Genomic DNA, 26074 nt, shown 5'->3' with positions numbered 1-26074 from the left:
TTCAGGGTGTGACGGGCCGCCCGAGGTACTGCTCGGCGAACGCCCGCGCCGCCACCGGCGAGTCGAAGACGCGGCGCAGCCGGGCCAGGGTGGTGCCCGCGCGGTACGGGTCGCCCGAAGAGACACCGTGGTACACCTCGGACAGCCAGTGCGAGAACTCCTGGTAGTCCCAGACCCGTTCGAGGCAGGCGGCGGAGTAGGAGTCCAGCCCGGAGGAGTCGCCCGTCGTGAGCCGGGCGACCAGCCCGTCGCCGAGCAGGAAGGCGTCGTGCAGCGCGAGATTCATGCCCTTGGCGGCTATGGGCGCGGTCAGATGGGCCGCGTCGCCCGCCAGCAGCAGCCGCCCGAACACCATAGGCTCCACCACGTAGTTGTGCATCTCCAGGACGCGCTTGTCCACCAGCCGCCCTTCCGTCAGCGGCGGCGCGCCCTCCGCGCCGAGCCGCTCCTGGAGCTCCGCCCACACCCTGTCCTCGGGCCAGTTCTCCGGATCGTCGTCCGGCGGGCACTGGAGGTAGTAGCGGGTCACGTCGGCACTGCGCGGCATATGGCCGGCGAACCCGCGCGGATGCATGCCGAACACGACCGAGTCCGCCGACGGCGGCGCCTCGGCGAGCAGGGCCAGCCACCCGATGCCGTAGTCGCCGCGGGACGTCCGCACGCTCCCCGCCGGCAGCGCGGCCCGCGTCACCCCGCGCGCCCCGTCGCACCCGGCGACGAAGTCGCACCGCACCACCTCGCGCCGCCCGGTCGTCGGGCAGACGTACGACACCGAGGGCCGGTCGCCGTCCACGTCGTGCACCTCGACGTCCCGCACGCCGAAGCGGATCGCGCCGCCGCGTACGTCCGCGTACTCCCGGACCAGGTCCGTCACGAGGAACTGCTGCGGATACACCCAGTGATGAGTGCCCGTCAGCTCCGTGTACGCGAACCGGTGGCGGCGCCCGTCGAACCGGAACTCGCACTCCGTGTGCCGCTGGGCCCGCTCCAGCAAGGTGTCCGCGAGGCCGCGGCGCTCCAGCCCACGGACGGCCCCCTCCTCCAGGACGCCGGCGCGCGGCCGCTCTTCGATGAACGCACGCGTCTCCGTCTCGAGGACCAGGCAGTCGACGGAGGCGGCCCGCAGGATGTTGCCGACGGTCAGCCCGGCCGGGCCGGCACCCACGATGACGACCGGGAACCGTTGCGGGGCAGGGGAGTTGGTGTGGGGGGAGGTCGAAGTCACCCGAGCATTATGGAGGGGCCCCGCAGGGGCGGGGCAGGGGTGCGCGGCCGGGCGCCGGTCAGCCCAGGCGGGGTATCTCGATCGCCGGGCAGCGGTCCATGACCATGTCCAGGCCCGCCGCGCGCGTGCGGTCGTACGCGTCCTCGTCGATGACGCCGAGCTGGAACCAGACCGCCTTCGCGCCCTTGGCGACCGCCTCGTCGGCGACCGCGCCGGCCAGGTCGCTGTTCACGAAGACGTCGACCACGTCCACGTCGAAGGGGATGTCCGCCAGCGACGCGTAGCCCTGCTCCCCGTGGACCGTCTCGGCCTTCGGGTGGACCGGCACGATCCGCTTGCCGTGGCGCCGCAGCACGTCGGCGACGCCGTACGCCGCCCGCCCCCGGTTGGACGACAGACCCACGATGGCCCAGGTGTCGCCGAGTTCGCCGAGGATCCTGCGGACCGTCGCGTCGTCTCCGTACACCGCGGCCTCCTTCTGTGTCGTCGTCCCACTGCCTTCCCCAGCCACAACGGACGACGGGCCGTGACGATTCCCGCCGCAGGCACGCACCGAACGCCTGTCCGGGTGGTCCGGTGCGCAGTACCGTGCGGGCAGTCCGCACGGCAGGGGGTGGCGATGCCCGGGTACGACAGGTGTCACGCGCGCGTGGGCGGGCCGTGGACCCATGGCTGACCCGCCCGGCCCCGACGACCCCGGCGCGCGGCACGCCGAGGGGCAAGCGCGCCGGACGGCTGCGGACGGCCGCTCGGGCGCCTACGCTCGCTCCGTGCTGCGCATCATCGACGCCCGAACCGGCCAGCCCGTCGACGCCGCGCCCGCCCGGCGGGGCCTGACCCGAGTAGAGGCGCATACGGAGGGCTTCGACGTCACCGCCCTGCGGGTCCTGCTCGTCGCGGACCTCCTCGTACGCGCCCTGGAGATCGGGGGCACCCCCGTGTGGGCGCTGCTCGACGAGGAGCGGCAGCGGGCCGAGCTGCGGGCCGGAGCCGCCGCGCTCGGCATCCGGCCGTTCGAGGAAGGCCGGGACGCCGCGTCGGGGCTGGGCGAGACACAGGTCCTGCACGTCGTGCGCGAGGGCGGCGCGGAACCCGACGGCGTGCGGGTGGCCGTGGCCGCCGTGGAGGCGTCCGCACCGCCCGAGGACACCGACCCCGCCGTCCTGCGCCTCGCGCTGCTGGGCACGCGCCGGGGCGTCCCCGTGGCCCTCGGCACCGGCACGCTCGACGCGGCCCACGCCACCCTGGCGCGCTGGCGCGGCGCCGTCGCCCACTGGGCCACCAGCCCGTCGAGACCCGTCCCCGACGAGGTGCGCGCGGCGCTGCGCACCGCCTGGGAGGACGACCTGGACGTCCCCGGGGTGCTCGGCGTCCTGCGCCGCGTGGAGAGCGCGCCCGAGGTCCCGGACGGCGCCCGCTTCGAGACGTTCGCCCACGCGGACCGCCTGCTCGGCCTCGAACTCACCCGTGACCTGGGAAACCCGCGATGACCCCGCACATCGGGGCGGGCCCGCTGCGCCGGCTCGTCGTCCTGCGGCACGCGAAGTCCGCCTGGCCGGACGAGCTCCCCGACCACGAACGGCCGCTCGCCGCGCGCGGGCGCAGGGACGCGCCGGTCGCCGGGCGGCTGCTCGCCGAGACCGACTGCCTGCCGGACCTCGCCCTGTGCTCCACCGCCCTGCGCGCCCGGCAGACCTGGGACCTGGCGTGCGCCCAGTGGGGGACGCCCCCTCCGGTGCGCCACGACCGGCGCCTGTACGCGGCGGGCGCCGCCGACCTGCTGGACGTCGTCCACGAGGTGTCCCCGGAGGTCGGGACCCTGCTGCTGGTCGGGCACAACCCCGGTCTCGAGGAGCTCGTCCTCGGCCTCGCCGGGGACGGCCTGGACGACCTGCTGGACGAGGTCGGCACGAAGTTCCCGACCGCGGCGGCGGCCGTCCTGGCCTGGCACGGCCCCGGCTGGCGCGACCTGACGCCGGGCACGGCCCTGCTGACGGACGTCATGGTGGCGCGGGGACGGAAAGGCTGACCGGGCGGGCACACGCGCGTGCCGGCGCTGACCCCACAGGCACGCACGCACGCACGCGCGTGCCGGGCCCGGGAGAGGTGCCTCCCAGGGGCGGCTTAGGCTGGCCGGATGCAGGACGAGTACCGCACCGTCGCCCGCGCGGGTGTGCACGAGACCGAGATCAACCGCTCGCGCTTCCTCTGCGCGCTCGCGCCGGCCGCCACCGAGCAGGAGGCCCAGGACTTCGTCGCCCGTGTCCGCAAGGAGCACGCGGACGCCACCCACAACTGCTGGGCCTACGTCATCGGAGCCGACGCCTCCGTCCAGAAGGCCAGCGACGACGGCGAGCCCGGCGGCACCGCCGGGGTCCCCATGCTCCAGATGCTGCTGCGCCGCGACATGCGGTACGTCGTCGCCGTCGTCACCCGCTACTACGGCGGCGTCAAGCTCGGCGCGGGCGGGCTGATCCGGGCCTACGGCGGAGCGGTCGGCGAGGCGCTGGACGCCGTGGGCACGCTCACCCGGCGCCGGTTCCGGCTCGCCACCGTCACCGTCGACCACCAGCGCGCGGGCAAGGTGCAGAACGACCTGAGGTCCACCGGCCGCGAGGTCCGCGACGTGCGGTACGCGGAGGACGTCACCCTCGAGATCGCCCTGCCCGACGCCGACGTGGACGCGTTCCGGGCCTGGCTCGCCGACGTGACCGCCGGTACGGCCGTCCTCGAGCTCGGCGGAGAGGCGTACGGGGACGCCTGACCGGGACGGCCTCCCCGCGCGGGGGACACACGCCTGACCGGCGCGCCCGCACACGCGCGTGACACCGGCCACAGCGCGCGCCGATCCGTCCGTGATCCGCATTCATTCCGGCATATGTGGCACCTGCAGGGCATGGGGATGAGTGAGACCGCCGTGCGCGCCCGGCGTGGCGCCCGCGGCCTGGGAGAGTCGGTCCGGCGGGCGTGGACCGGGCCGGGACCGGAACGGGACGTGGCGATCCAGGCCGGCAAGGCGGCCCTGGCGGCCTGTGTGGCGTGGGCGGTGGCCGGGTGGTGGCTGAAGGCGCCGAACGCCTTCGTCGCGCCGTGGGTGGCCATCGTGCTCGTGGAGTCGACGGTGTTCCGGTCGATCGCGCACGGGCTGCAACAGCTCGCGGCCATCGCCACGGGGACCGTCGTCGCCACCGGTGTCGCCCTGCTGCTGGACTCCCCGACCCTGGCCATGGCCCTGGTGCTCCCGGTCGTGGTCCTGCTGGGCAACTGGGGACGGCTCGGCAGTCAGGGGATCTACGCCGCCACGGGCGCGCTGTTCGTGCTGACGAGCGGCCCCGTGACGCTCATGGGGTCGGCCACCCGGATCGCCGAGGCCTGTTTCGGCGCGGTCGTCGGCATCGCCGTCAACGCGCTCATCCGTCCCCCCGTGTACCTGCGCGGCACGCGCGTGGCGCTGGAGGAGGCGGCCGACGAGGCCCGGCGCATCCTGGAGGCCGTGGCGGACCGGCTGGCCGACGGTGAGTGGGACGCCGAGCCGGCGCGGCAGCTGCACGAGCGGGCGCTGCGGCTGTACCGGCTCGTCGACCATGCCCGCTCCGCGGTCGGCTGGAGCCGCGAGAGCCTGCGGATCAACCCGCGCCGCCGCAAGCTGGGGGAGGAGCCGCCCGGCCAGGAGTACGACGACGCGGTGACCGTCCTCGACTACGTCGCCGTCCACACCTCCGGCGTCACCCGCGCGGTGCTGGAGTCCAGCGACGGCGGACGGCCGCAGCCCCGGCCGGGCCCGGCGGTCAGCGAGGCGTACGCCGGCTTCCTGCGCGGCAGCGCCCGCGCGATCTGCCTGTATCCGCAGAGCCGGTTCGCCCCGGGCGGTTACGACGCGAAGGTGGACGAGGAGTTGCGCGAGGTCGTCGACGACATGCGGACCACCCTGGACGCCCTGCACCGCAGGCTGCCCGACGGCGTGCTGGAGGACCCCGACGCCCTGGCCACCTACGGCACCCTGCTGACCCAGGCCCGCCGCCTCGCGGACCAACTGGTCACCGAGGAGTGCGTTTCCTGACATGTCTGAAATGCCGTACGCGGTACAGCTCGTGAGTGACGGGCGCGCATGGGGGTGCGGGAACGTGCGAGACCGGGCGATACGGGAGTAACCGCCTGCGTTGTCGGACCCGGCCGATAGGCTCGGGGGATCATGAGACTGCTGCACACCTCCGACTGGCACCTCGGCCGCGCGTTCCACCGGGTCACCATGCTCGGCGCCCAGGCCGAGTTCATCGGGCACCTCGTCACGACCGCGCGCGAACGCGAGGTGGACGCGGTGGTCGTGTCGGGGGACGTGTACGACCGGGCGGTGCCGCCGCTCGCCGCCGTCGAGCTGTTCGACGACGCATTGCACCGGCTCGCCGACCTGGGCGTGCCCACGGTGATGATCTCCGGCAACCACGACTCGGCGCGCCGACTGGGCGTCGGCGCGGGACTCATGGGCCGCGCCGGGATCCATCTGCGCACCGACCCGGCGACCTGCGCCACCCCCGTCGTACTGACGGACGGCTTCGGCGACGTCGCGTTCTACGGGCTGCCCTATCTGGAGCCCGCCCTCGTCAAGGACGGCTTCGGCGTCGAGAAGGCCGATCACGAGGCCGTGCTCGCCGCCGCCATGCGGCAGGTCCGCGCCGACCTCGCCACGCGCCCGCCCGGCACCCGCTCCGTCGTCCTCGCCCACGCCTTCGTCACCGGCGGCGAGCCCAGCGACAGCGAACGGGACATCACCGTAGGCGGCGTGGCCGCGGTGCCCGCCGGCGTCTTCGACGGCGTCGACTACGTGGCGCTCGGGCATCTGCACGGCTGCCAGACGATCTCCGAGCGCGTCCGCTACTCGGGATCCCCGCTGCCGTACTCGTTCTCCGAGGCCGGCCACCGCAAGAGCATGTGGCTCGTCGACCTGGACGCCGACGGCGGCGTCACGGCCGAACGGATCGACTGCCCGGTCCCGCGCCCGCTGGCCCGCATCCGGGGGACGCTCGAGGACCTGCTCGCCGACCCCGCCCTGCGCGGACACGAGGAGTCCTGGGTCGAGGCGACCCTCACCGACGCGGTGCGCCCCGCCGACCCCATGGCCCGCCTCACCGAACGCTTCCCCCACACCCTCAGCCTCGTCTTCGACCCCGAGCGGACCCCCGGCGAGCCCGCGGTGTCCTACGCGCGCCGGCTGGCCGGACGCGGCGACCAGGAGATCGCGGAGGACTTCGTGACCCACGTGCGCGGCACCGGGCCCGACCCCGACGAACAGGCCGTGCTGCGGGACGCGTTCGACGCCGTGCGCGCCGACCAGGCCGTGCGGGAGGTGGCCCGGTGAGGCTGCACCGCCTGGACCTGACGGCCTTCGGGCCCTTCGGCGGCACCCAGACCGTCGACTTCGACTCCCTGTCCCACGCCGGACTCTTCCTGCTGCACGGACCCACCGGCGCCGGCAAGACCTCCGTCCTCGACGCCGTCTGCTACGCGCTCTACGGCTCCGTGCCGGGCGCCCGGCAGAGCGGCCAGGGCCTCACCCTGCGCAGCGACCACGCGGCGGCCGGCACCCGCACCGAGGTCCGCCTCGAACTCACCGTCGCCGGACGCCGGCTGGAGATCACCCGCCAGCCCCCGTGGGAGCGCCCGAAGAAGCGCGGGTCGGGCACCACGCTCGACAAGGCCCAGACCTGGCTGCGCGAACACGACCCCCGCGCGGGGACCTGGAAGGACCTCAGCCGCTCCCACCAGGAGATCGGCGAGGAGATCACGCAGCTGCTCGGCATGAGCCGCGAGCAGTTCTGCCAGGTCGTGCTCCTGCCGCAGGGCGACTTCGCCCGCTTCCTGCGCGCCGACGCCGAGGCGCGGGGCAAGCTGCTGGGCCGCCTCTTCGACACCCACCGCTTCGCCGAGGTCGAGAAGCGCCTCGCCGAACGGCGCCGCACCACCGAGGCCCGCGTCCGCGACGGCGACGCGGCACTGCTGGCCGACGCCCACCGCATGCAGCAGGCGGCCGGCGGTGCCATGGAGCTGCCCGACCTCACCCCCGGTGAACCCGGCCTCGCCGAGGCGGTCCTCGGCGCCGCCGCCGTCGCCCGCAGCACCGCCCGCGAGGAACTCACCATCGCCCGGTGCCGCCTGAAGGCCGCCGAGGACGCCCAGGTGGACGCCGACCGCGCGCTGGCCGACGTCCGCGAAGTGGCACGGCTCCAGCGGAGGTTCGCCGAAGCGCAGGAGCGCGCCCAGGCCCTCGCGGCACGGGCCGACGCGCACCGCGAGGCGCGGGCCCGCATGGAGCGGGGCCGCAAGGCCGAGGCGGTGGCCCCGGCGCTCCAGCTGCGCGACGCGGCCGACGCCGAGCACCGCAGGGCGGCCGCCGCGCAGGCACACGCGCGTGACCTCCTGCGGGACGCCCTCGGTGCCGACACCCACCTGCGGACCGCGTTCGACGACGGCGGCGCGGCCGGATTCGCCGGCGCGGCACGCCGGGCCGCCGAGGAACTGGGCGGCCTGGAGTCGGCCCGCCGCGGCGAGCGCCGGCTGGCCGAACTCGTCGCCGAACGCGACGAACTGGACCGCCAGGAGCAGGCCGACGACGACGTCCGCACCGAGGCGGAGACCTGGCTCGCCGGCTGGGAGGAGACCCGCACCCGCCTCCAGTCGGCGATCGAGTCCGCCCAGGAGGCCGCGCACCGCGCCGACCAGCTCGCCGCGCAGCGCGAACCGGCCCGCCGGCGGCTCGCCGCCGCCCGCCTGCGCGACCAGCTCGCCGACGACACGGAGACCGCCGCCGCCCGCGCCGCCGAGGCCCAGGAGCGGGCCCTTGCCGCCAAGAAGCACTGGCTGGACGTCAGGGAGCGCCGCCTCAACGGCATCGCCGCCGAACTGGCCGCCCAGCTGCGGGACGGCGAGGCGTGCGCGGTGTGCGGCGCCACCGAACACCCCGCGCCCGCCCGCAAGGACGCCGGCCACGTCGACCGCGAGGCCGAGGAACACGCGCTGACCGCCACCCGGGAGGCGGAGGAGCGTCTCGCCGAGGCCGAGCAGCGCCTCGGCACCGTCCGCGAGGCGCTGGCCGCCGCCACCGCCGAGGCCGGCGACCTGCCGACCGACCGCCTGGCCGAAGCCGCCGACGACGTGGAACGGCAGTACGTCCTGGCCCGCCGGGACGCCTCGGCGCTGCACGCGGCGCACGAGGAACTGCGCCGCGCCGAGGCGGAACACGAGCGGCGCACCGCCGACCGGCAGCAGGCGGCCGTCCGTGCCGCGGCCCGGATCGGGCACCGCGAGCGGCTGGACCGCGAGCAGACCGGACTGGAGGCGGAACTCACCCAGGCCCGCGGCACCGCGACCAGCGTGGCCGCGCGCGCCACCCAACTGGAGCGGCAGGTGGCGCTCCTCACCGACGCCGCCGACACCGCGCGCGCCGCCGAGGACACCGCCCGGCGCCTCAAGGACGCCGACGCCCGCCTGGCCGACGCCGCCTTCCAGGCCGGCTTCGACACCCCGCAGGACGCGGCCGCCGCCCTCCTCGACGACGCGGCCCACCGCGAGCTGCAACGGCGCCTGGACGCCTGGCAGTCCGAGGAGTCCGCCGTCCGCGCGGTCCTCGCGGAGGCCGACACCGTGGCCGCCGCCCGGCGCCCCGCCGCCGACCTGGCGGCCGCGGAGCGCGCCGCCGAGGCCGCGGCCCGGCGGACCCGCGACGCGGCCTCCGCCCGGGACGCCGCCGCCCGCCGCTGCACCGAACTCGACCGGCTCTCCACACGCGCGGCGAGCGCCGTACGCCAACTCGCCCCGCTGCGCACCGAGTACGAGCGGGTGGCCCGCCTCGCCGCCCTCACCGCCGGCACCTCCGCGGACAACGCACGCCGGATGCGGCTGGAGTCGTACGTGCTGGCCGCCCGGCTGGAACAGGTCGCCGCCGCCGCGACCGTCCGGCTCCAGCGGATGTCGTCCGGCCGCTACACCCTCGTCCACTCCGACGACCGCACCGGCCGCGGCCGCAGCGGACTCGGCCTGCACGTCGTCGACGCCTGGACCGGCCGGGAACGCGACACGGCGACCCTGTCGGGCGGCGAGACCTTCTTCGCCTCCCTCGCGCTCGCCCTCGGCCTCGCCGACGTCGTCACCGACGAGGCGGGCGGTGTGCGCCTCGACACCCTCTTCATCGACGAGGGCTTCGGCAGCCTCGACGACCAGACCCTCGACGAGGTCCTGGACGTCCTCGACTCACTCCGCGAACGCGACCGCAGCGTCGGCATCGTCAGCCATGTCGCCGACCTGCGCCGCCGCATCCACGCCCAGCTGGAGGTCGTCAAGGACCGGACGGGGTCGGTGCTGCGGCAGCGCGGTCACTGACCGACCGGGCGTCGGGGCAGCGGCGAGGAGTACACCACGCTAGTCGTCACCGAACCCAGCGCGCCGATCCGGCCCGAGACCTCCTCCAGGTGCCGCATGGAGCGGGCCATGACCTTGATGACGAAGCAGTCGTCGCCGGTGACGTGGTGCGCCTCCAGGATCTCCGGGGTCGCGGCGACCAGGTCGTGGAAGGGCTTGTAGTTGCCGTGCGGGTAGCGCAGGCGGACGAAGGCCAGGATCGGCAGCCCCAGCCGCTCGGGATCGACGACGGCCGCGTACCCCTGGATGACGCCCGCCTCCTCCAGGCGGCGCACCCGCTCGGTGACCGCGCTCGCGGACATGGAGACGGCACGGGCGAGGTCGGCGTAGCTGGCTCGGCCGTCCCGCTGGAGGACGTCGAGGATGCGCCAGTCGGTGGCGTCCGGGGAATACGCGGTCATGGGCGAGGAATAGCAGGGGATTCACCGGCGGATCAAGCGGAGTGCCGGGGAACGGTCCTTCAGGGAGACGGTCGGCGTCCGTAGATTTCCGATCAGCCGATCAAGGCCGCCGATCCACTCGAAGGGCACGCCCATGACCGCCGCCGTCCCCGCCGTGAACCCCGTCCTGCGGGTCGCCCCCGCCGCGCCCGCCGTGGCCGCCGCCCACTTCCGGGCGAGCCTCGCCTTCCACGCGGACGTGTCCGACGTCGCCGCCGCACTCGCGGCCGGCACCGACCCCGGGTTCGTCGTCCTCGACTCCCGGTCCACGGCGTCCTGGGACCAGGGGCACGTCCCGAACGCCGTGCACCTGCCCACCGCGCTCATCCCGGAGCGGGCCGGGGACCTCCTCGACCCGGCCGTGCCCGTGGTGACGTACTGCTGGGGACCCGGCTGCGACGGCGCGACCCGCGCCGCGCTCGCCCTCGCCGAACTCGGCTACCAGGTCAAGGAGATGCTCGGCGGATTCGAGTACTGGCTGCGCGAGGGCTTCGAGTTCGAGACCTGGCAGGGCAGGGAACGGCGGCCCGCCGACCCGCTCACCGCACCCACCGGTGACGAGAACTGCGGTTGCTGAGACGCCAGTTGGACCCCTCTCACCGCTCACAGGCCCGGCGTGTAGGTTCTCCTGGCATGGTGACTTTCGCGGAACCGGGAACGCTGGAGTGGATCGAGTCGGGCGGAGGCCCGCTGATAGCCGTGCCGGAGACGGTGCTTCCGTTCTGGGCCGGCGCCGACGGCGACGAGACCGCCTCGGACTACGACCGGTCCTGCGAGGTCGACGCCCCCGTCGGCCTCCTGCCGGTCGGCGACGGAGCGGCACTGGTCCTCGGCGACGAACCCGCGGCCACGGCCTATCTCCCGGACCACGGCGTCTTCGTCCGGTGGTGCGCGGCCGACTCCGAGGCGAACCTGCTCGCCGGGGTCCCCGCCGCGCTGGCCACGGCGGTCTGGGAGCGCGAGGTCACCTGGAAGGTGCCCGGCCCGGTGGTGCTGTTCGACTCGGCCTGGCCGGGACGGGAGACGGCACGGACCGCGCACCTGCGGGTCGGCCTCACCCCGGGCCGGTACGCGGTCCGCGCCGCGCACGCCCGGCCCGGCCCCGAGACCTGGATGATCCTGGTCCAGCTGCGGCGGCTGCCGTAGCGGACGCCCGCCGATAAGCGGGTGCGCGGCCAGGGAACGGCACGCATGATGATCTGTCATGCCACGACTTCCGCATCCCGGCCCCGACGAACTGCGCCGTGATCCCCTGCCGTTGCGCGGCCGCACCGCCCTGGTGACCGGCGCCAGCCGGCGCGGCGGCATCGGGCACGCCGTCGCCCGCCGGCTCGCCGCGTACGGCGCGAGCGTCTATCTGCACCACCACGTCCCGCACGACGCAGCGATGCCCTGGGGCGCCGACCGCCCCGAGGACGTCATGGCGTCCGTGCGGGAGGCGCTCGGCGACCCCGGCGCACGGGTCGCCTCCGGCCCGGGCGACCTCTCCGACCCGGCCGCGCCCGCCGAACTCGTCGCCACGGCGGCCTCCGCGCTCGGCGGACGCCTCGACATCCTCGTCGCCAACCACGCCCTCAGCGGCAGCGACGGCACGCTCGACGAGATCGACGCGGCGATGCTCGACGCGCACTGGGCGGTCGACACCCGCTCGGTGCTCCTCCTCGTGCAGGCCCACGCCCGGCTCCGGCCGGCCGGGCCCGGGGGACGCGTCGTCATGATGACCTCGGGGCAGGACATGGCGGGCGGTATGCCCGGCGAGATCGCCTACGCCCTGCAGAAGGGCGCCCTCGCCTCCATCACCCGCTCCCTGGCGGACCCGCTCGCCGCGCGCGGGATCACCGTGAACACCGTCAACCCCGGACCCGTCGACACCGACTACCTCACCGGTGACGCGTACGACGCCGTCGCGGCCCGCTTCCCCGCCGGGCGGTGGGGGATGCCCGACGACCCCGCCCGACTCATCGCGTGGCTCACCACGGACGAGGCGGGCTGGATCACCGGCGAGGTCATCAACTCCGAAGGCGGCTTCCGCCGTTGACCCTCGGCTCTAGAGCGCGGCCAGCTCCTCCACCAGGTCGTCCAGGCCCAGCGAACCCTGGGACAGGGCCGCCATGTGCCACGCCTTGAGGTCGAAGGCGTCGCCGTGCCGCTGCCGCGCCTTCTCCCGGCCCTGCAGCCAGGCGCGTTCGCCCAGCTTGTAGCCGATGGCCTGGCCCGGGATGGTCAGATACCGGGTCAGCTCGCTCTCCACGAAGTCCGCCGGACGGCTGCTGTGCGTGCCGAAGAACTCCTGCGCCAGGTCGGGCGTCCAGCGCTCACCCGGGTGGAACGGCGAGTCCGCCGGGATCTCCAGCTCCAGATGCATGCCGATGTCCACGATGACCCGCGCGGCCCGCATCATCTGCGCGTCCAGGTAGCCGAGCCGGTGCTCCGGGTCCGTGAGGAAGCCCAGCTCGTCCATCAGCCGCTCCGCGTACAGCGCCCAGCCCTCGGCGTTGGCACTGACCATGCCGATGGTGGCCTGGTAGCGGGAGAGGTTCCCGGCGACGTACACCCACTGCGCGAGCTGGAGGTGATGGCCGGGCACGCCCTCGTGGTACCAGGTGGAGACCAGGTCGTAGACGGGGAAGCGGGTCTGGCCCATCGTCGGCAGCCAGGTGCGGCCCGGCCGGGAGAAGTCCTCCGACGGAGGGGTGTAGTACGGGGCCGCGGCGCCGCCGGGCGGGGCGATGCACGACTCCACCCTCCGCACCGGCTCGGCCAGTTCGAAGTGGGTGCCGTCCAGCTTCTCGATGGCCTCGTCCATCAGGCCCTGCAGCCAGTCGCGGACCTCGTCGACGCCCTCGATGTGCTTGCCGTGCTCGTCGAGGTGCGCCAGCGCCACCCACGGGGTCGCCGCGCCCGGCAGGACGCGCTCGGCCTCCTTCTTCATCTCGCCGAGCAGCCGGTGGTACTCGGACCAGCCGTAGGCGTACGCCTCGTCCAGGTCCAGGTCGATGCCGTTGAAGTAGCGCGCCCAGCGGGCGTAGCGCTCACGGCCCACCGTGTTCGGCGCGCCCTCGATCGCGGGCGTGTACACGTCCCGCATCCAGTCCCGCAGGTCGGCCACGGCCCCCGTCGCCGCCCGGGCCGCCTCGTCCAGCTCCGCGCGCAGCGCCTCGGGGCCGGCGGTGAACTCCTCGAACCAGCCGCGCCCGCCCTCCGGTCCGGCCCACTCGGTGAGCTGCTCGACGAACGTGGCGGTCGGCCGCGGCGCCGCGTACAGCTTCCGCTCCAGGCCGAGTTCGAGGGACTCCCGGTAGCCCGCGTAGGCCGCCGGCACCGCGCGCAGCCGCTCGGCGATCGCCGCCCAGTCCTCGTCGGTCTCGCTCGGCGTCACCGTGAAGATCTCGCGCACCGAGTGGGCGGGCGTGGCCATGTTGCCGACCGAGCGCAGACCCTCGTCGGCGTCGTGCACGGCGAGTTCCGCGGTGAGCCGCTCGCGCAGCAGCCGCGCGCACCGGCGCTCGATGTCGCTGTCCGCGCCGGGCCTGCGCTCGGCCTCGTCGAGCCGGGCGAGCGTGGCGCGCTGGAGCCCGGCGAGTGCCTCCTGGCCGGCCGGGGACAGGTCGGGCAGCCTGCTGCTGCTCTCCTTCACGCCCAGGTAGGTACCGGTGAGCGGGTCGAGGGCGATGAGCTCGTCGACGTACGCGTCGGCGACCTCACGGGGCAGTGGGGTGTTGGTGTCGGACATGCCGCCATCCTCGTACGGCGGTCGCCCCCGCGTCAGCCCGGATGACAGCGGCGGCGCCCGCCACCCGCCCGATTTCGCTCAGGGCGTGCCCCTCGGCGCGCCGGGTGGCAACAGCGGCCCGCAGTCCCACTGCTGGAAGATCAGCCGCGTCTCCACCCGCGCCACCTCGCGGTGCGCGGTGAACTCGTCCAGGACCAGGCGCTGCAGATCCGACATGTCCGCGACCGCGACATGGACCAGGTAGTCGTCCGGACCGGTCAGGTGGAAGACGCTCCGCGACTCCGGCAGCGCCCGGATCCGCTCCACGAACGGCCCCACCAGCTCCCGGCGGTGCGGCCGGACCTGCACGGACAGCAGGGCCTCCAGGCCGCGGCCCAGCTTGGCGGGGTCCAGCCGGAGCTGGTGCCCGAGGATCACACCCGAGCGCCGCAAGCGCGTCACCCGGTCCAGGCACGTCGACGGCGCCACCCCGACCTGCGCGGCGAGGTCCCGGTAGGTGGCCCGTGCGTCGTTCTGCAGAAGCCGCAGCAGATGCAGATCGACCGGATCGAGTACGACTGATTCCGCCATTGGCCGAACGTAACACGGGATTCGGCCGCATGGATCCGGTCACTGTTCACCCTTCCGCTCATGGACCCTTCGAGCAGGGAGGCGTACGAGCGCATGTCCGGGTACGACGACGCACGCACCGCAGCAAGAGCACTCGCGACCGAGGCCGTGCACGCCGGCCGCGACGACCTCGCCCGGCAGGGTCTGCACGCCCCGCCGATCGATCTGTCCACCACCTACCCCTCCTACGACAGCCGGGCCGAGGCCGCCCGCATCGACGCGTTCGCCGCCACCGGCGCCGAGCCGGACGGGCCGCCCGTCTACGGCCGCCTCGGCAACCCGACCGTCGCCCGCTTCGAGACCGCCCTCGCCCGGCTGGAGGGGACCGACGCGGCGGTCGCCTTCGCCAGCGGCATGGCCGCACTGAGCGCGGTGCTCCTCGTCCGGGCCTCCATGGGGCTGCGCCACGTCGTCGCCGTACGCCCGCTGTACGGCTGCAGCGACCACCTGCTGACCGCCGGGCTGCTCGGCTCCGAGGTGACCTGGACCGACCCCGCGGGCATCGCGGACGCGCTGCGCCCGGACACCGGTCTGGTGATCGTGGAGACCCCGGCCAACCCGACGCTCGCCGAGGTCGATCTGCGGGCCGTCGCCCATGCCTGCGGCTCGGTGCCGCTGCTCGTCGACAACACGTTCGCCACGCCCGTCCTGCAGCGTCCCGCCGAGCACGGCGCCCGGCTCGTACTGCACAGTGCCACCAAGTACCTCGGCGGACACGGAGACGTGATGGCGGGCGTCGTGGCCTGCGACGAGGAGCTCGCCGGGCGGCTGCGGCAGGTGCGCTTCGCCACCGGCGGCGTCCTGCACCCGCTCGCCGGCTATCTGCTGCTGCGGGGCCTCGCCACCCTGCCGGTGCGGGTCCGCGCCGCGTCGGAGAACGCCGCCGAACTGGCCCGCCGGCTCTCCGCCGATCCGCGGGTCGCCCAGGTCCACTACCCGCGCATCGGCGGCGCCATGATCGCCTTCGAGGTCGACGGCGACCCGCACGAGGTCATCGGCGGCGTCCGCCTGATCACCCCGGCGGTGAGCCTCGGCAGCGTCGACACCCTCATCCAGCACCCGGCGTCCATCAGTCACCGCATCGTCGACGCGGACGACCGCCGGGGCGCCGGTGTGAGCGACCGGCTGCTGCGGATGTCCGTGGGCCTCGAGGACGTCGACGACCTGTGGGCCGACCTCGACCGGGCGCTGGGCGCGATGCAGACGGGCGCCGCCGCCGGGTCCGCGGACGAAGGCGCCGCCGGCACGCCGGCCCCGGCCGGCGCCCACTGACCCCGGCACGGGCCCCGCTCTCGTCGTCCTGACGGGGGGAGAGCGGGGCCCGTGCCGGTTTCCTCAGCGGCGCGTCACCGTGCCGAGGTGTCGCCGCGTTCCCCGGTGCCCGAGAGGTGCGGGGCGGCCGGCCGCGGAGCGTCCAGCCGGGCGGTGATCACCAGGGTGCCCTCCTCGATCTGGTAGTCGAGGGGGAGGCCCAGCGACCGCATCGCCGCGACCATGCCCGTGTTGGACGCCTGCGTCACGGCGTAGACGCTCTCGCAGTTCGCCTCGGCGGCCATCGCCACCAGCCGGGACAGCAGTTCACCGCCGATCCCGCGCCGCTGCCAGTCGTCCTCGACGAGCAGCGCGACCTCCGTCTCGTCGCCGTCCCAGAGCAGATGACCGAGACCGACGATGCGGCCGGACGCCGTCTGCACGGCGAGGGTGCGGCCGTAGCGGGGGCTCAGCAGGTGGTTCAGATAGCGGTCCGCGTCCCCGACCGGCCCGTGGTAGCGCATCGAGAGCGTCCGTGCCGAGCAGCGCTCGTGCATCTCCCTGGCGGCCCGGAGGTCGCCGGTGTCGGCCCGGCGCACGGTGATCGCGTCGCCCTCGGGGAGCGTCAGGACGTCGTGACCGGCCGGGACACGCGGACCGAGCCGGGCGTCCAGCTCCACCAGCGCCCGCGCCCGCGCGAACTCGGTCGGAGTGAACGGCAGATACGGCCGCTCCACCGTGATCACCCCGCCCTCCGGCGCCCGCAGCCGCATGACGGTCTCCTCCAGGACACCCTCCACCGGCACCGGCGACGGTCCCCGGCCTCCCGTGGCGGGTGTGCCCGGACGCTGCCGGATGGTGCACCGGCCCAGCAACTGCCTGAGCGCCAGAGGCAGTTCCGCCGCGTCCAGCGCGGTCCGGGTGGCGAGGCCCAGGACGCGGGTCGGCGCGTCGACCAGGTCGTGGGTGTCGGCCCGTTCGATCCAGGTCCGGGTGCCCCCGGCCGCCGCGACCGCGCCGACCAGGCCGTCCCCGTCCACGTCACCGGGGGCCCGCAGCAGGAACTCGTCCACCGTGCCCTCGGCGAGCGGATGCGTCTGGAGGCTCAGGATGTCCACGCCGAGCCCCGCCAGGGCCGTGCACAGCGCGGCCAGGGAGCCCGGCTCGTCCTTCACCGTCGTCCGCATCCGCCACAGGACGCTCTCCGTACGCCGCCGCGTCACGGCCTCGGCCGGGTCGCTGTCCGGCTCGGACTGCCCGGCGCCCTCGGGTGAGCGCGGCCGGGCACCGGTATCGCTGGACGGCGGTGCGTGACCGTGGCGGCGTGTCCAGCGTGCCCGCACCCCCGTCGCCACCAGCAGCGTCGCCGCCACGGCCGCCAGTGCCGTGGCGACGGGGAGGGACGAGGCACCGGATCCGTGTGCCAGCAGATGGGTCACGACGCCGGTCACGGCCGCCGTCGTCAGCAGGGCGGCGAGGCGTACGGCGTCACGTCGGCCCGCGTGGACCGGGCGGCCGTTCTTCGCTCGCGTCACATCACATATGTCTCGGCTCATGCAGCCACTGTGAAGGAACGGTGTTGCGTGATCACGAACGTTATGTGACCGGGCGGTAAAGACCCACTTTGTCCCTGTTTCTACTTTTCTCTTGTCAAAGACCGGTCGGGCGGCGGGAGTTCAGGCGGCCAGGTCGGTCGTCAGCGCCGTGTGCAGCCTCCGTGCCTGTCCCACCAGCCGGGACGATCCCCGGCGGTCGGCGGTGCCCGCCAGATGCGGCACCTCCCCGCGCGCCCCGGTCCGCTCGGCGCACTCCGCTGCGGCGGACAGCAGATCCGCGAGCCCCCGCGCCGGAGCCGTCGGCGCGCCCGTCGCCATGTCCGCCAGCAGTACCGGCAGGGTGTGCCGCAACGTCTCCCAGACGGTGCCGTACGCGCCCGTGGACATCGCCGTGCGGACCGAGTCGACGAGCCGCGACGGCTTCACCACCCCGCGCCGGGCCAGGTCGCCCAGGTCCGCGCCCAGTCCGGCCGCGTCCAGCTGGCCCCGCGACGCCAGCACCAGCAGGGCGTCGACCGCCGCAAGGCGGTCCTGCGGATGCCGTGCGCCGAGCCCGTGCGCCACGGCGAGACGCACCGCATCCCCGGCCTGCCCGCCCGACTCGGCGAGCAGCGGCAGGATCGCCGCCTCCCCCCGGCTGTCGTGGATCGCCGTGAACGAGACGTCGCGCAGCAACCGGACCGCCACCAGCTCCCGCCCCTCGGGAAGCACCGCGAGCCAGTGCGGCCGGATGTCGTTGTGCCAGTGGTAGCAGGACCAGCGCGCGGTGTCGCCGCTCACCGGCAGGCCCAGGGTGCGGAACCCGTCCGGGAGGCCGTCCAGGAACTCGGGTATCCCGTCCGCCTGGACCAGGACACGGTCCTCTGGTGTCCCGCGCCTGATCACCGGCGTGGGGGGCGCCGAGGCCAGCCACTCGGCCAGTCGCGTCCCCTCCGCCGTACCCAGCGCGGCCGCCCGCTCCGCCACCGCGCCGGCCCGTGCCCGGTCGCCGCGCCGGACCCGGAGCAGCGCCTGCGTGAAGTCGGCCTGGGACGCCCGCGCGCCGAGACGCCGGTACTCCTCGAGTCGGGCCACCAGGTCCTCCGGCTCCAGCAGCCCCGTGCCCCAGGTCGGCGTGGAGAGCAGGAACGGCAGAGGCTCGGTGCGGAACCGGAAGGCCAGCTCCCAGATCCGGGTCTCGAAGGCCCGGATGAGCGGGGCGTGACCGCACTGGTCGCTCGCGGTCCTCAGGACGACGGCGCTGCGGAGGGCGGTGGTGGGGACCGCGCCGGCCACCGTGGCCAGGAGCAGTTCCAGCGCGTGCGACGGGCCGACCAGTCCGTAGGGGCCGGTGAACGAGGACTCCACCGGGTGGCGCTGCGCGTCCGACCGGTGCCACCAGCGCTGGGCCAGCACGGGTTCCAGCGCCTCCAGCAGCCCCTTCCGGTCCCGGTGCGCCTCGCGCACCAGCCCGTCGACAGTCCGCTCGAACGCCGCCACGTCACCGCCGGCCGCCAGCAGCGCCCCCACCTCCTCGGCGAGTTCCGTCGCCGACGCGGGCGCCGGGGCCACCCGCACCGGCTGCGGAGCGGGCGGCAGCACCTCCTCGTAGGCGAGCGGCTCCGCCGCGTCCAGGGAGACCCCGAGGACGTCCGCGGCCCGCCGGCGCAGCGCCGGACTCAACTGCTCCGCCGCCGACCGCAGTTCGTCGCGGACCGTGTCCGATCCGATCCCGCGCCGGTGCCGTTCGACCAGCTTCAGCGCCCGCTCCTGCACGTCCGAGTCCTCGTGCCCGAACGCCTGGGCGACGGCGGGCAGCAGCTCGCCGGCCGTCGACGCGTCACGGGCCAGGACCTTGCCGAGCAGGATCAACTGGGCGCGGACCAGCTTCTTCTCGGTACGGAACAGCACGGCACCCGACATCTCGGCCAGCCGGCGCGCGGGCAGCTCGCCGTCCAGAGCCAGTGACGCCAGCACCGACTGGGCGTGCGCGGCCACCACGGACGGCCCGTCGGACGCCAGGGCCAGCCAGTCGGCGACACGCTCCCGCTCCTCGTCACGCGTCAGCGTGAACGCCTGCAGCATGCGCAGGAACGCCCGGTGATCGGCGGCCGGCCCGCCCCGCAGCAGCCTGGCCACGCAGGCGTCCACCGTCGCCGCGCGGTCCAGCGCACCCTCGGCGGTGAGCCGGGCGAGCGCCCCGCTCCAGCCGTCCTCCCCCTCGTCCGACCCCCAGAAGAGCCGGCCCCCGATGTCGGCGGTCTCGAACAGCGCGGCCACCAGCTCCGTCAGATGCGGGTCCTTGCGCAGCCGGTCCAGGATCGTGTCCCCGCGCTGCCACACATGACCGATGTGATCCACCCAGCCCTGCACGTACGCCTCGGTCGTCGGCACCGGGCACCCGGCCAGCCGGACGAGCCCCGCCATCAGCTCGTACGACACCCGGGAGGTGACCGGCCGGGCCGCCAGACGGTGCGCCACATCCGCGAGCCAGGCCGGGGGCCGGTCGCCCAGCAGGTCGATCAGCACCCCCGGGGAGGCGGACGACCAGCGCATGTCGGAGGCCGCGATCCAGGCCGCCACCCCGGCCGCCCCGGTCTGGCACGCCGCACCCGCCGCGTGGAGCGCCGGATAGACCCGGCGTGCCTCCGCGGACCACGGCTCGGCCCGCAGCTCCTTGCGCACCGCCCGCAACTCGGGGAACTCGGCCCGCCGTTCGGCGTCCGTCATCCCGTCGAGGAGGCTCACCACCTCCGCCGAACGCCCCGCCCGTACCGCTTCCACCAGCGAACTCATCGCGTCCCCCCGGCCTTCGTCATGTCGCGCTCCTCGACGGAGGCGCCTCGCCGTACCATCCGGACCGCCAGCGCATGCTTGCACGGCCCGCGCCCGCCCCGGTACTTGGCCCACCACAGACAGCTGCAGCTGAGCTCCCCGGACGCGTCACGCACCCGGTGCACATGTCCGTCCTCGGCCGTCACCGTGCCGATCCCGCCCTGGAAGGCGACCGCCCCCGCCGCGACCAGGGCCCGTGCCGCCCGCAGCCTCGGGTTGTGACGCTCCGCCCGCTCGGCGTCGTACGGCAGCTCCCGGTGGAAGTACGCCGCCTCCGCCGTGTCGTAGCCGACCCGGCCGGAGGTGCCGAGACGGACCAGGGCCGCCCGGACCCGGTCGGCGGTGAGTCCGGAGGCGGCCGCCAGGTCGGCGACATCGATCCGGGGCTCCCACGCCAGGAGCACCGCGACCAGTTCCGCGTCCTCGGCGGCCTCGTCGGTGGCGAGCGCGTCGAGGACGCCGCCCTCCCCGGAGAAGCCGCGCGCGGCGTCCGGCGACAGGGTCAGGGTCAGCCGCATCCCGGGGAGGACCGCCTCCCACGCGCTCGCCGTGCCGGCCGAACCGCCGTTCAGTGCCGGGCCGTACACCCGCAGCGCGGTGGCGTGCCGCAGCACCCGCTGGAGCGCGGCCAGCCGCTCCGGGCCGGGCAGGCACACCGCCCCCGGCACCGCACGGGTGGTCGGCCGCAGGCTCTTCCCGGCGGGCACGACCCAGCGCGCCCCGCCCGACGCGCCGCGCGCGCCTCCGCGCGGGAGCGAACGCAGGAACCGCACCGCCTCGGCCGCCGGCAGCTCCGCCCGCAGATCGAAGCCGGCCGCCATGACCTGGGCCTCCGCGAAGCCGCGCAGCCAGCGGTCCGGCAGGGGCACCTTCTTCTCCACGACCGGGCCGTCGACCGTGGTCACCGCCAGCTCCTCCGGGCCGACGCGCAGATGGAGCGGGTCGTCCACGCCGATCCGCGACAGCGCCTCCCGCAGCGGGTTGTTGACGTCGACGTTCGTGGTGCCGTGCCCCACCTCGCCGCCGTCCAGGCCCGGTTCCAGCACGTCCAGACGGGCGTACACCCCGCAGCAGCCGGAGAAGGACTCGAAGCGCAGCCGGTCCCCGTTGCCCGTCACCACCGGGTCCAGGGAGGCGGCCAGCTGCCGCTGGTAGTAGCGGGTGGCCGCCACGTCCGCCACCGCGAGCAGCCCGGCGGAGGCCACCTGAGGAGACGTCAGGAAGCCGGTGAAGAACCGGGGATGGTCCTCGACACCGGCGGGTGTCGCACCCCGGGAGGTCTCGAGTCCCAAGTGCTGTCCGTCCGCCGCGGAGCGCAGCGCGGAGGGTCGGCGATAGGCCACGGCCTGGAGAGATCGCGTCATGGGAAAGACCGTAGGGGCGACCACTGACAATCGCCCCGACCTGCGAAGACGCCCCCGGCGAAGGGGTGTCGCGGACTCCGGCGGGCCACCGTCCCGGCGGTGTCGTGCGTCCGGACGTCGTGCCGCGCGCCGGGGGATGACGCCGGCGCGCGACACACCGTCCAGGGTAGAGGAGTCACCGACCGACGCGGCCCGGCCGCAGCAGCTTGGTGAACAGCACGGTGCCGTCCGACTCGCGCCGCCGCACGGTCAGTTCACCGCTGCCGCCGTCGACGCCGACCTCGCCGAAGAACGGGTAGCCACCGGCCGGCCCGACGTCGGACACCGCCGGCGCCTTCGCGAAGACCCGCTCCGGGATCAGGACCCACGTCCGCCCCGCCCGGCCGCCTCCGCCATCGCCCGCACCCCCGCCCGTATCCGACCCGGCGGCAGATGCGCGTACCCCAGCACGAGACGCACCCCCTCCTCCTCGCCGCCCCCGGCACGCGCGTGCGTGTAGTGCGTCAGCGGGTGCACGGCCACCCCGGCCGCCGTCACGCGTGCGAGGAACCGCTCCTCGGGGCCGAACCGCGCGGGCAGCGCGGCGATGGCGTGCAGGCCCGCCGCGATCCCGGTGACGCGTGCGCCGGGGAAGTGCTCGTCGAGCGCCGCGACGAGCGTGTCGCGGCGCTCCCGGTACGCCCGCTGGCAGCGGCGCAGCTGCCGGTCGTAGTCGCCGCGCTCCACGAACCGGGCGAACACCGCCTGGTCGAGCGTGGGATGACCGAGGTCCATGGTCCGCTTGCGCTCGGCGACCTCCCCGGCCAGCGCCTGCGGCACCAGGAGCCAGCCGAGCCGCAGCCCCGGTGCGAGGGACTTGCTGACCGACCCGGCGTAGGCGACGCGTTCCGGGTCGAGTCCCTGGAGCGCGCCCACGGGCGCCCGGTCGTACCGGAAGTCGCCGTCGTAGTCGTCCTCGAGCACGAACCCGTCCACGGACCGCGCCCAGTCGAGCAGTTCGGCACGCCGGCGCGCGGAACAGGCGATGCCGGTCGGGAACTGGTGCGCGGGTGTCGTGACGACGCACCGCACGCCCGACGCCCGCAGCGGGCCCATCGCCGGGCCCTCGCCGTCCAGGGGCAGTGGCACCGCCCGCACCCCGGCGGCGGCGTACAGGGCGGCGTGCTGCGGGCTGCCCGGGTCCTCGACGCCGACCTCGTGGATGCCGCGCGCGTGCAGGACGAAGCCGAGCACCGCCATCGCCTGCGACACCCCTGACAGCACCACGATCCGCTCGGGATCGGCGACCACGCCCCGGCGGCGCGCCAGGAGCGCGGCCAGCGCGGAGCGCAGCCGGGGCAGCCCGCGCGGGTCCGGGTAACCCAGATCGTCGTGCGGAAGTTCGGTCAGGACGGCGCGCTGCGCCGCCGCCCACGCGGTCCGGGGGAACAGCGACACGTCCGGCGTTCCGGGTACGAAGCCGGCCCGTGCTCCGGCGGGGCGGGGCGCGTGGTCCCGCGCGCGGGGCGGCGCGGCCCGCGCGGCACCCCCCACCCAGGTCCCGGCGCCCCGGCCGCTGCGCAGATACCCCTCCGCCGTCAGCTGCTCGTACGCCTCGGTGATCAGCCCGCGCGACACCCCGAGGTCGGCGGCGAGATCCCGGCTCGACGGAAGCCGCGTCCCCGGAGCCAGCCGTCCCGACCGGACCGCCTCGCGCAGGGCCTCCCGCAGCGACCGCCCACGCGCGCGTGCGGGTGCCGCGACCGCGGGCAGCAGCACCTCCCAGGCGGCCGACGCGGCGTCCCCTGCCGTGTCCGGCCCGGAATTGGTCTCCGATGACGTCATGGAAGTGGACCTTAAACCGGGCCGCCGCGGTTCCTAGCGTCACTGCCATGAACGCCACCACCACGCGCGGCGCGCTGCTCGCCGCGCTCGCCTGCGTCCTCGTCGGAGGATCCTTCACCGCCAACAGCCTGCTCGGCGACTACCCGTACGCCGGCGGTCAGTTCCTGCGCTACGCGCTCGCCTGCCTGCTGCTGGTCCCGTTCGCCGGACGCGGCGCCGGCGCGCGGCTGCGCACGCTCACGGTCCGTCAGTGGGTGCGGCTCGGGGTGCTCGCCGCCGCCGGCATGCTCGGGTTCAACCTGGCCGTCCTCGCCGCCGAGCGCACGGCGGAACCCGCCGTCCCCGGTGTGTTCGTCGGCTGCGCCCCCGTGGCCGTGGCCGTCCTCGCCCCGCTCCTGGACGGCCGCCGCCCGCAACGCGCCGTGCTGTACGGCGCCGCCCTCGTCGCGGTCGGCGCGCTCACCGTGCAGGGCTGGGGCCGCACCGACGGCACCGGCATCGCCTTCTCGGTGTGCGCGCTGGCCGGCGAGGTGGGCTTCGCCGTCCTCGCCGTACCCGTGCTGCGGCCGCTCGGGCCGCGCCTGCTGTCCGCGACGGTCTGCGGGGTGGCCGCCGTCCAGGCCGCGCTGGCCGGCCTGCTCGCGGACGGCGGCGCGTGGCTGCGCCGGCCCGACGCGACCGAGACCGCCGCACTGCTGTGGCAGGCGGCGATCGTCACGGTCGTCGGCTTCGTGTGCTGGTACATGGGCATGCAGCGCATCGGCGCCGAGCGGGCCACGCTCTTCTCCGGCCTCATCCCGGTGGCCGCCGCCTGCACCGCCCCGCTGGCCGGGACCGGCTCCTACGGCGCCGTACAGGCCCTCGGGAGCGCCCTGGTCGGCGCCGGGGTCGCCCTGGGCTCCGGCGCGCTCCGGCCGCGCCGCGGGTCAGCGGCTGCCGTCGAGGATGACGCGCGCGACCAGGGCCGGGTCGTCGTTCATGGGGCAGTGGCCGCAGCCGGGCAGCCGGACGAGCCGCGCCTTGGGGATGACCCGCTTGGCGCGCACGCCCTGACGGGGGATGAGCAGCCGGTCCCGGCTGCCCCAGGCCACGGTCACCGGGATCTCGGGGATGTCGTCCAGGAACTGGACGGCCCGGCCGGACCGCAGGGTCTGGTCGAAGCCGGTGGCGCCGGCCAGCGCGAGCGTCTCGGCGACCACGGCCTCCGGTGAGCGGCGGCCCGGGCGGGCGTAGATGGTGCTGGTCAGCGCCGTACGGCCGGCCGCCGACCGGGACAGCCGCTCGACCAGCGGCAGCGGCATCCGCCGGGAGATGTGCCGCATCGCCAGCAGGACACCGAAGGCGTAGCGCCGCTCGGCCGGGGTCCAGAAACCGGCGGGGGACAGGGCGGTGACGGACCGGGCGAGCTTCTCGCGGCCGAGCTCCAGGGCGATCAGTCCGCCCAGCGAGTTGCCCGCGACATGCGGACGGTCCAGTTCCAGGGCCTCGCAGAAGGCGCCGAACACGGCCGTCGTCGTGGCCAGGTCGTAGGCGAGCCCGTCCGGCAGGCCGGGGGAGGTCCCGAAGCCGGGCAGGTCCACCGTGACGACCTCGCGCTCGGTCGCGAGGATGTCGAGCACCGGGTCCCAGACCTGCCGGTGGTGACCGATGCCGTGCAGCAGGAGCAGCGGCTCGCCGCGGCCCACGCGCGCGTAGTCGACGGTCACGTCGCGCGGCCCGAGGGGCGACGCGACCTGGAAGGAGACGGTGGCGGACATGACGGTGCTCCTACTCTGAACCCGGCTGGACACGCCGACGGACGGCCGTAGACAGCTTGTCAGCAATTGCTACCGACGGGTAGACCCCTGCTACCGGTGAGTAGTTCCGGCGGCCGCCGCCGGGGGGACATCACAGGGCGGCCGTCCGAATCGCCTGGACACGTCCCACCGTGCCGGGATGGGATGGTGCCGTGACCACCGATGCCGAGACCGATGTCTTCGAAGAGCACCGCCCCGTCCTCCTCGGGGTCGCCTACCGCATGCTCGGCCGTGTCGCCGACGCGGAGGACGTGGTCCAGGAGGCCTGGCTGCGCTGGTCCCGGGCCGAGCGGTCCGAGGTGCGCGAACCACGCGCCTACCTGGTGCGTGTCACCACCCGTCTGGCCATCGACCGGCTGCGCCAGGTCAAGGCGCGCGGCGAGAGCTATGTCGGCCCCTGGCTGCCGGAGCCGTACGTCACCGACTTCGGCGACCGCGTCCCGGACACCGCCGAACGGGCCGTCCTCGCCGACTCCGTGTCCCTCGCCGTCCTGATCGTCCTAGAGTCCCTGTCGCCGCTGGAGCGGGCGGTGTTCGTCCTCCGGGAGGCCTTCGGCTACCCGTACGCCGAGATCGCCGCCATGCTCGACCGGGGCGAGGCGGCGGTGCGTCAGCTCGCCGGGCGCGCCCGCCGGCACGTGGAGGAACGGCGGCCCCGCTACACGGTCGACCCGGCCGAGCGGCGCGACCTGACCGAACGGTTCCTCGCCGCGGCCGCCGGCGGCGACCTGGAGGGGCTCATGTCGCTGCTCGCCCCGGACGTCCGGCTCATCGGCGACAGCGGAGGCAAGGCCAAGGCGCCGCTGCGGGTCCTGGAGAGCGCCGACCACGTGGGCCGTTTCCTCGCCGGCGTCGCGCAGAAGGGCATCGCCGACGCGAGCCTCCGGTACCTGGAGATCAACGGCGGTCCCGCGCTGCTGGTCCTGACCGGCGGCAAGCCCGACAGCGTCGTCCAGGTGGAGGCCCGGGACGGGCGGATCCAGGCGGTCTACGTCATCCGCAACCCCGACAAGCTCAAGGCCCTCACCGGCGTCTGACAGAGGGCCGACA

The 26074-nt window shown here is 75.0% G+C and carries 21 protein-coding genes and 2 pseudogenes; 12 read left to right on the top strand and 11 right to left on the bottom strand.

What is annotated here, in order from left to right:
• Position 1: 1 nt before the first annotated feature.
• The gene (locus tag F8R89_RS05570) at positions 2 to 1225 is read right to left on the bottom strand and encodes a 4-hydroxybenzoate 3-monooxygenase (protein ID WP_151782919.1); all 1224 of its coding nucleotides are present in this window, start codon (positions 1223 to 1225) and stop codon (positions 2 to 4) included.
• Positions 1226 to 1283: 58 nt separating this feature from the next.
• Positions 1284 to 1691 (bottom strand): CoA-binding protein, encoded by a 408-nt coding sequence (locus F8R89_RS05565; protein WP_151782918.1) that lies wholly within the window; start codon positions 1689 to 1691, stop codon positions 1284 to 1286.
• Positions 1692 to 1995: 304 nt separating this feature from the next.
• Between F8R89_RS05565 and F8R89_RS05560 the strand changes: the two genes are divergently transcribed.
• The 6 genes from F8R89_RS05560 to F8R89_RS05535 all read left to right on the top strand — a co-directional run bounded on the left by F8R89_RS05560 (position 1996) and on the right by F8R89_RS05535 (position 9598).
• Complete coding sequence (locus tag F8R89_RS05560) at positions 1996 to 2715, top strand: hypothetical protein (protein ID WP_151788006.1); 720 nt, start codon at positions 1996 to 1998, stop codon at positions 2713 to 2715.
• Positions 2712 to 3254: a SixA phosphatase family protein gene (locus F8R89_RS05555; protein ID WP_151782917.1), complete on the top strand. Its 543-nt coding sequence runs from the start codon at positions 2712 to 2714 to the stop codon at positions 3252 to 3254. The genes F8R89_RS05560 and F8R89_RS05555 overlap by 4 nt, the downstream gene beginning before the upstream one ends.
• Positions 3255 to 3362: 108 nt before the next feature.
• Positions 3363 to 3989, top strand: a complete 627-nt coding sequence (locus F8R89_RS05550) for a YigZ family protein (RefSeq protein WP_151782916.1) — start codon at positions 3363 to 3365, stop codon at positions 3987 to 3989.
• 138 nt (positions 3990 to 4127) lie between these two features.
• Positions 4128 to 5285 (top strand): FUSC family protein, encoded by a 1158-nt coding sequence (locus F8R89_RS05545; protein WP_151782915.1) that lies wholly within the window; start codon positions 4128 to 4130, stop codon positions 5283 to 5285.
• A 132-nt stretch (positions 5286 to 5417) separates the two neighbouring features.
• Positions 5418 to 6581 carry an exonuclease SbcCD subunit D gene (locus tag F8R89_RS05540; RefSeq protein ID WP_151782914.1) on the top strand — a complete coding sequence of 388 codons (1164 nt, stop codon included), beginning with the start codon at positions 5418 to 5420 and terminating at the stop codon, positions 6579 to 6581.
• Positions 6578 to 9598 carry an AAA family ATPase gene (locus tag F8R89_RS05535; protein ID WP_151782913.1) on the top strand — a complete coding sequence of 1007 codons (3021 nt, stop codon included), beginning with the start codon at positions 6578 to 6580 and terminating at the stop codon, positions 9596 to 9598. Before F8R89_RS05540 ends, F8R89_RS05535 begins: the two co-directional genes overlap by 4 nt.
• Here F8R89_RS05535 and F8R89_RS05530 read toward each other — a convergent pair.
• Positions 9592 to 10038 carry an Lrp/AsnC family transcriptional regulator gene (locus F8R89_RS05530; RefSeq protein WP_151782912.1) on the bottom strand — a complete coding sequence of 149 codons (447 nt, stop codon included), beginning with the start codon at positions 10036 to 10038 and terminating at the stop codon, positions 9592 to 9594. The two genes, F8R89_RS05535 and F8R89_RS05530, sit on opposite strands and share 7 nt — an antisense overlap.
• Positions 10039 to 10171: 133 nt before the next feature.
• On the opposite strand from F8R89_RS05530, the gene F8R89_RS05525 reads away from it, so the two are divergent.
• From F8R89_RS05525 to F8R89_RS05515, 3 genes are read left to right on the top strand one after another with little or no spacing between them, the layout of a single operon-like run.
• Entirely contained in the window at positions 10172 to 10654 is a 483-nt protein-coding gene (locus tag F8R89_RS05525) for a rhodanese-like domain-containing protein (RefSeq protein ID WP_151782911.1), read from the top strand.
• A gap of 56 nt (positions 10655 to 10710) precedes the next feature.
• A complete protein-coding gene (locus tag F8R89_RS05520; RefSeq protein ID WP_151782910.1) occupies positions 10711 to 11223 on the top strand; it encodes an immunity 21 family protein in 513 nt (170 codons plus the stop codon).
• 58 nt (positions 11224 to 11281) lie between these two features.
• Positions 11282 to 12115 carry an SDR family oxidoreductase gene (locus F8R89_RS05515; RefSeq protein ID WP_151782909.1) on the top strand — a complete coding sequence of 278 codons (834 nt, stop codon included), beginning with the start codon at positions 11282 to 11284 and terminating at the stop codon, positions 12113 to 12115.
• A 9-nt stretch (positions 12116 to 12124) separates the two neighbouring features.
• Here the strand turns inward: F8R89_RS05515 and F8R89_RS05510 are convergent, their stop codons facing one another.
• Complete coding sequence (locus F8R89_RS05510) at positions 12125 to 13810, bottom strand: DUF885 domain-containing protein (protein ID WP_151782908.1); 1686 nt, start codon at positions 13808 to 13810, stop codon at positions 12125 to 12127.
• 78 nt (positions 13811 to 13888) lie between these two features.
• Positions 13889 to 14380, bottom strand: a complete 492-nt coding sequence (locus F8R89_RS05505; RefSeq protein ID WP_151782907.1) for an Lrp/AsnC family transcriptional regulator — start codon at positions 14378 to 14380, stop codon at positions 13889 to 13891.
• Between the two features lie 93 nt (positions 14381 to 14473).
• Between F8R89_RS05505 and F8R89_RS05500 the strand changes: the two genes are divergently transcribed.
• Positions 14474 to 15691 (top strand): trans-sulfuration enzyme family protein, encoded by a 1218-nt coding sequence (locus tag F8R89_RS05500; RefSeq protein ID WP_225994617.1) that lies wholly within the window; start codon positions 14474 to 14476, stop codon positions 15689 to 15691.
• Between the two features lie 74 nt (positions 15692 to 15765).
• Here the strand turns inward: F8R89_RS05500 and F8R89_RS05495 are convergent, their stop codons facing one another.
• From F8R89_RS05495 to F8R89_RS05475, 5 genes and pseudogenes are all read right to left on the bottom strand, one after another.
• Positions 15766 to 17226, bottom strand: a complete 1461-nt coding sequence (locus tag F8R89_RS05495; protein WP_151782906.1) for a GNAT family N-acetyltransferase — start codon at positions 17224 to 17226, stop codon at positions 15766 to 15768.
• A gap of 120 nt (positions 17227 to 17346) precedes the next feature.
• The gene (locus F8R89_RS05490; RefSeq protein WP_151782905.1) at positions 17347 to 20001 is read right to left on the bottom strand and encodes a DUF6493 family protein; all 2655 of its coding nucleotides are present in this window, start codon (positions 19999 to 20001) and stop codon (positions 17347 to 17349) included.
• Positions 19998 to 21404 carry an SWIM zinc finger family protein gene (locus tag F8R89_RS05485; protein ID WP_151782904.1) on the bottom strand — a complete coding sequence of 469 codons (1407 nt, stop codon included), beginning with the start codon at positions 21402 to 21404 and terminating at the stop codon, positions 19998 to 20000. The genes F8R89_RS05490 and F8R89_RS05485 overlap by 4 nt, the downstream gene beginning before the upstream one ends.
• Before the next feature lie 175 nt (positions 21405 to 21579).
• Positions 21580 to 21759: pseudogene (locus tag F8R89_RS05480) on the bottom strand (alkaline phosphatase); the annotation flags it as partial.
• Between the two features lie 2 nt (positions 21760 to 21761).
• On the bottom strand, positions 21762 to 23228 hold the full coding sequence (locus F8R89_RS05475) for a PLP-dependent aminotransferase family protein (protein ID WP_151782903.1): 1467 nt from the start codon (positions 23226 to 23228) through the stop codon (positions 21762 to 21764).
• Between F8R89_RS05475 and F8R89_RS05470 the strand changes: the two are divergent.
• Positions 23219 to 24064, top strand: a pseudogene (locus F8R89_RS05470) (DMT family transporter); the annotation flags it as partial. The gene F8R89_RS05475 and the pseudogene F8R89_RS05470 overlap by 10 nt on opposite strands.
• A 90-nt stretch (positions 24065 to 24154) precedes the next feature.
• Here the strand turns inward: F8R89_RS05470 and F8R89_RS05465 are convergent.
• Complete coding sequence (locus tag F8R89_RS05465) at positions 24155 to 24985, bottom strand: alpha/beta fold hydrolase (RefSeq protein WP_151782902.1); 831 nt, start codon at positions 24983 to 24985, stop codon at positions 24155 to 24157.
• 191 nt (positions 24986 to 25176) lie between these two features.
• Here F8R89_RS05465 and F8R89_RS05460 point away from each other — a divergent pair, with 191 nt between their 5' ends.
• Positions 25177 to 26061, top strand: coding sequence for an RNA polymerase sigma-70 factor (locus tag F8R89_RS05460; protein WP_151782901.1), 885 nt, complete (start codon positions 25177 to 25179; stop codon positions 26059 to 26061).
• Positions 26062 to 26074 lie beyond the last annotated feature (13 nt).

Source organism: Streptomyces sp. SS1-1 (assembly GCF_008973465.1).
Classification (GTDB): Bacteria; Actinomycetota; Actinomycetes; order Streptomycetales; family Streptomycetaceae; genus Streptomyces.
This window is presented reverse-complemented; position numbering and strand designations above follow the sequence as displayed.

Coding starts and splice junctions, on each gene's coding strand:
- F8R89_RS05490 (WP_151782905.1), bottom strand. CDS start 20,001: ATGAGTTCGCTGGTGGAAGCGGTACGGGCGGGGCGTTCGGCGGAGGTG.
- F8R89_RS05510 (WP_151782908.1), bottom strand. CDS start 13,810: ATGTCCGACACCAACACCCCACTGCCCCGTGAGGTCGCCGACGCGTAC.
- F8R89_RS05500 (WP_225994617.1), top strand. CDS start 14,474: ATGTCCGGGTACGACGACGCACGCACCGCAGCAAGAGCACTCGCGACC.
- F8R89_RS05485 (WP_151782904.1), bottom strand. CDS start 21,404: ATGACGCGATCTCTCCAGGCCGTGGCCTATCGCCGACCCTCCGCGCTG.
- F8R89_RS05530 (WP_151782912.1), bottom strand. CDS start 10,038: ATGACCGCGTATTCCCCGGACGCCACCGACTGGCGCATCCTCGACGTC.
- F8R89_RS05515 (WP_151782909.1), top strand. CDS start 11,282: ATGCCACGACTTCCGCATCCCGGCCCCGACGAACTGCGCCGTGATCCC.
- F8R89_RS05475 (WP_151782903.1), bottom strand. CDS start 23,228: ATGACGTCATCGGAGACCAATTCCGGGCCGGACACGGCAGGGGACGCC.
- F8R89_RS05545 (WP_151782915.1), top strand. CDS start 4,128: ATGAGTGAGACCGCCGTGCGCGCCCGGCGTGGCGCCCGCGGCCTGGGA.
- F8R89_RS05540 (WP_151782914.1), top strand. CDS start 5,418: ATGAGACTGCTGCACACCTCCGACTGGCACCTCGGCCGCGCGTTCCAC.
- F8R89_RS05505 (WP_151782907.1), bottom strand. CDS start 14,380: ATGGCGGAATCAGTCGTACTCGATCCGGTCGATCTGCATCTGCTGCGG.
- F8R89_RS05555 (WP_151782917.1), top strand. CDS start 2,712: ATGACCCCGCACATCGGGGCGGGCCCGCTGCGCCGGCTCGTCGTCCTG.
- F8R89_RS05550 (WP_151782916.1), top strand. CDS start 3,363: ATGCAGGACGAGTACCGCACCGTCGCCCGCGCGGGTGTGCACGAGACC.
- F8R89_RS05465 (WP_151782902.1), bottom strand. CDS start 24,985: ATGTCCGCCACCGTCTCCTTCCAGGTCGCGTCGCCCCTCGGGCCGCGC.
- F8R89_RS05495 (WP_151782906.1), bottom strand. CDS start 17,226: ATGAGCCGAGACATATGTGATGTGACGCGAGCGAAGAACGGCCGCCCG.
- F8R89_RS05520 (WP_151782910.1), top strand. CDS start 10,711: ATGGTGACTTTCGCGGAACCGGGAACGCTGGAGTGGATCGAGTCGGGC.
- F8R89_RS05525 (WP_151782911.1), top strand. CDS start 10,172: ATGACCGCCGCCGTCCCCGCCGTGAACCCCGTCCTGCGGGTCGCCCCC.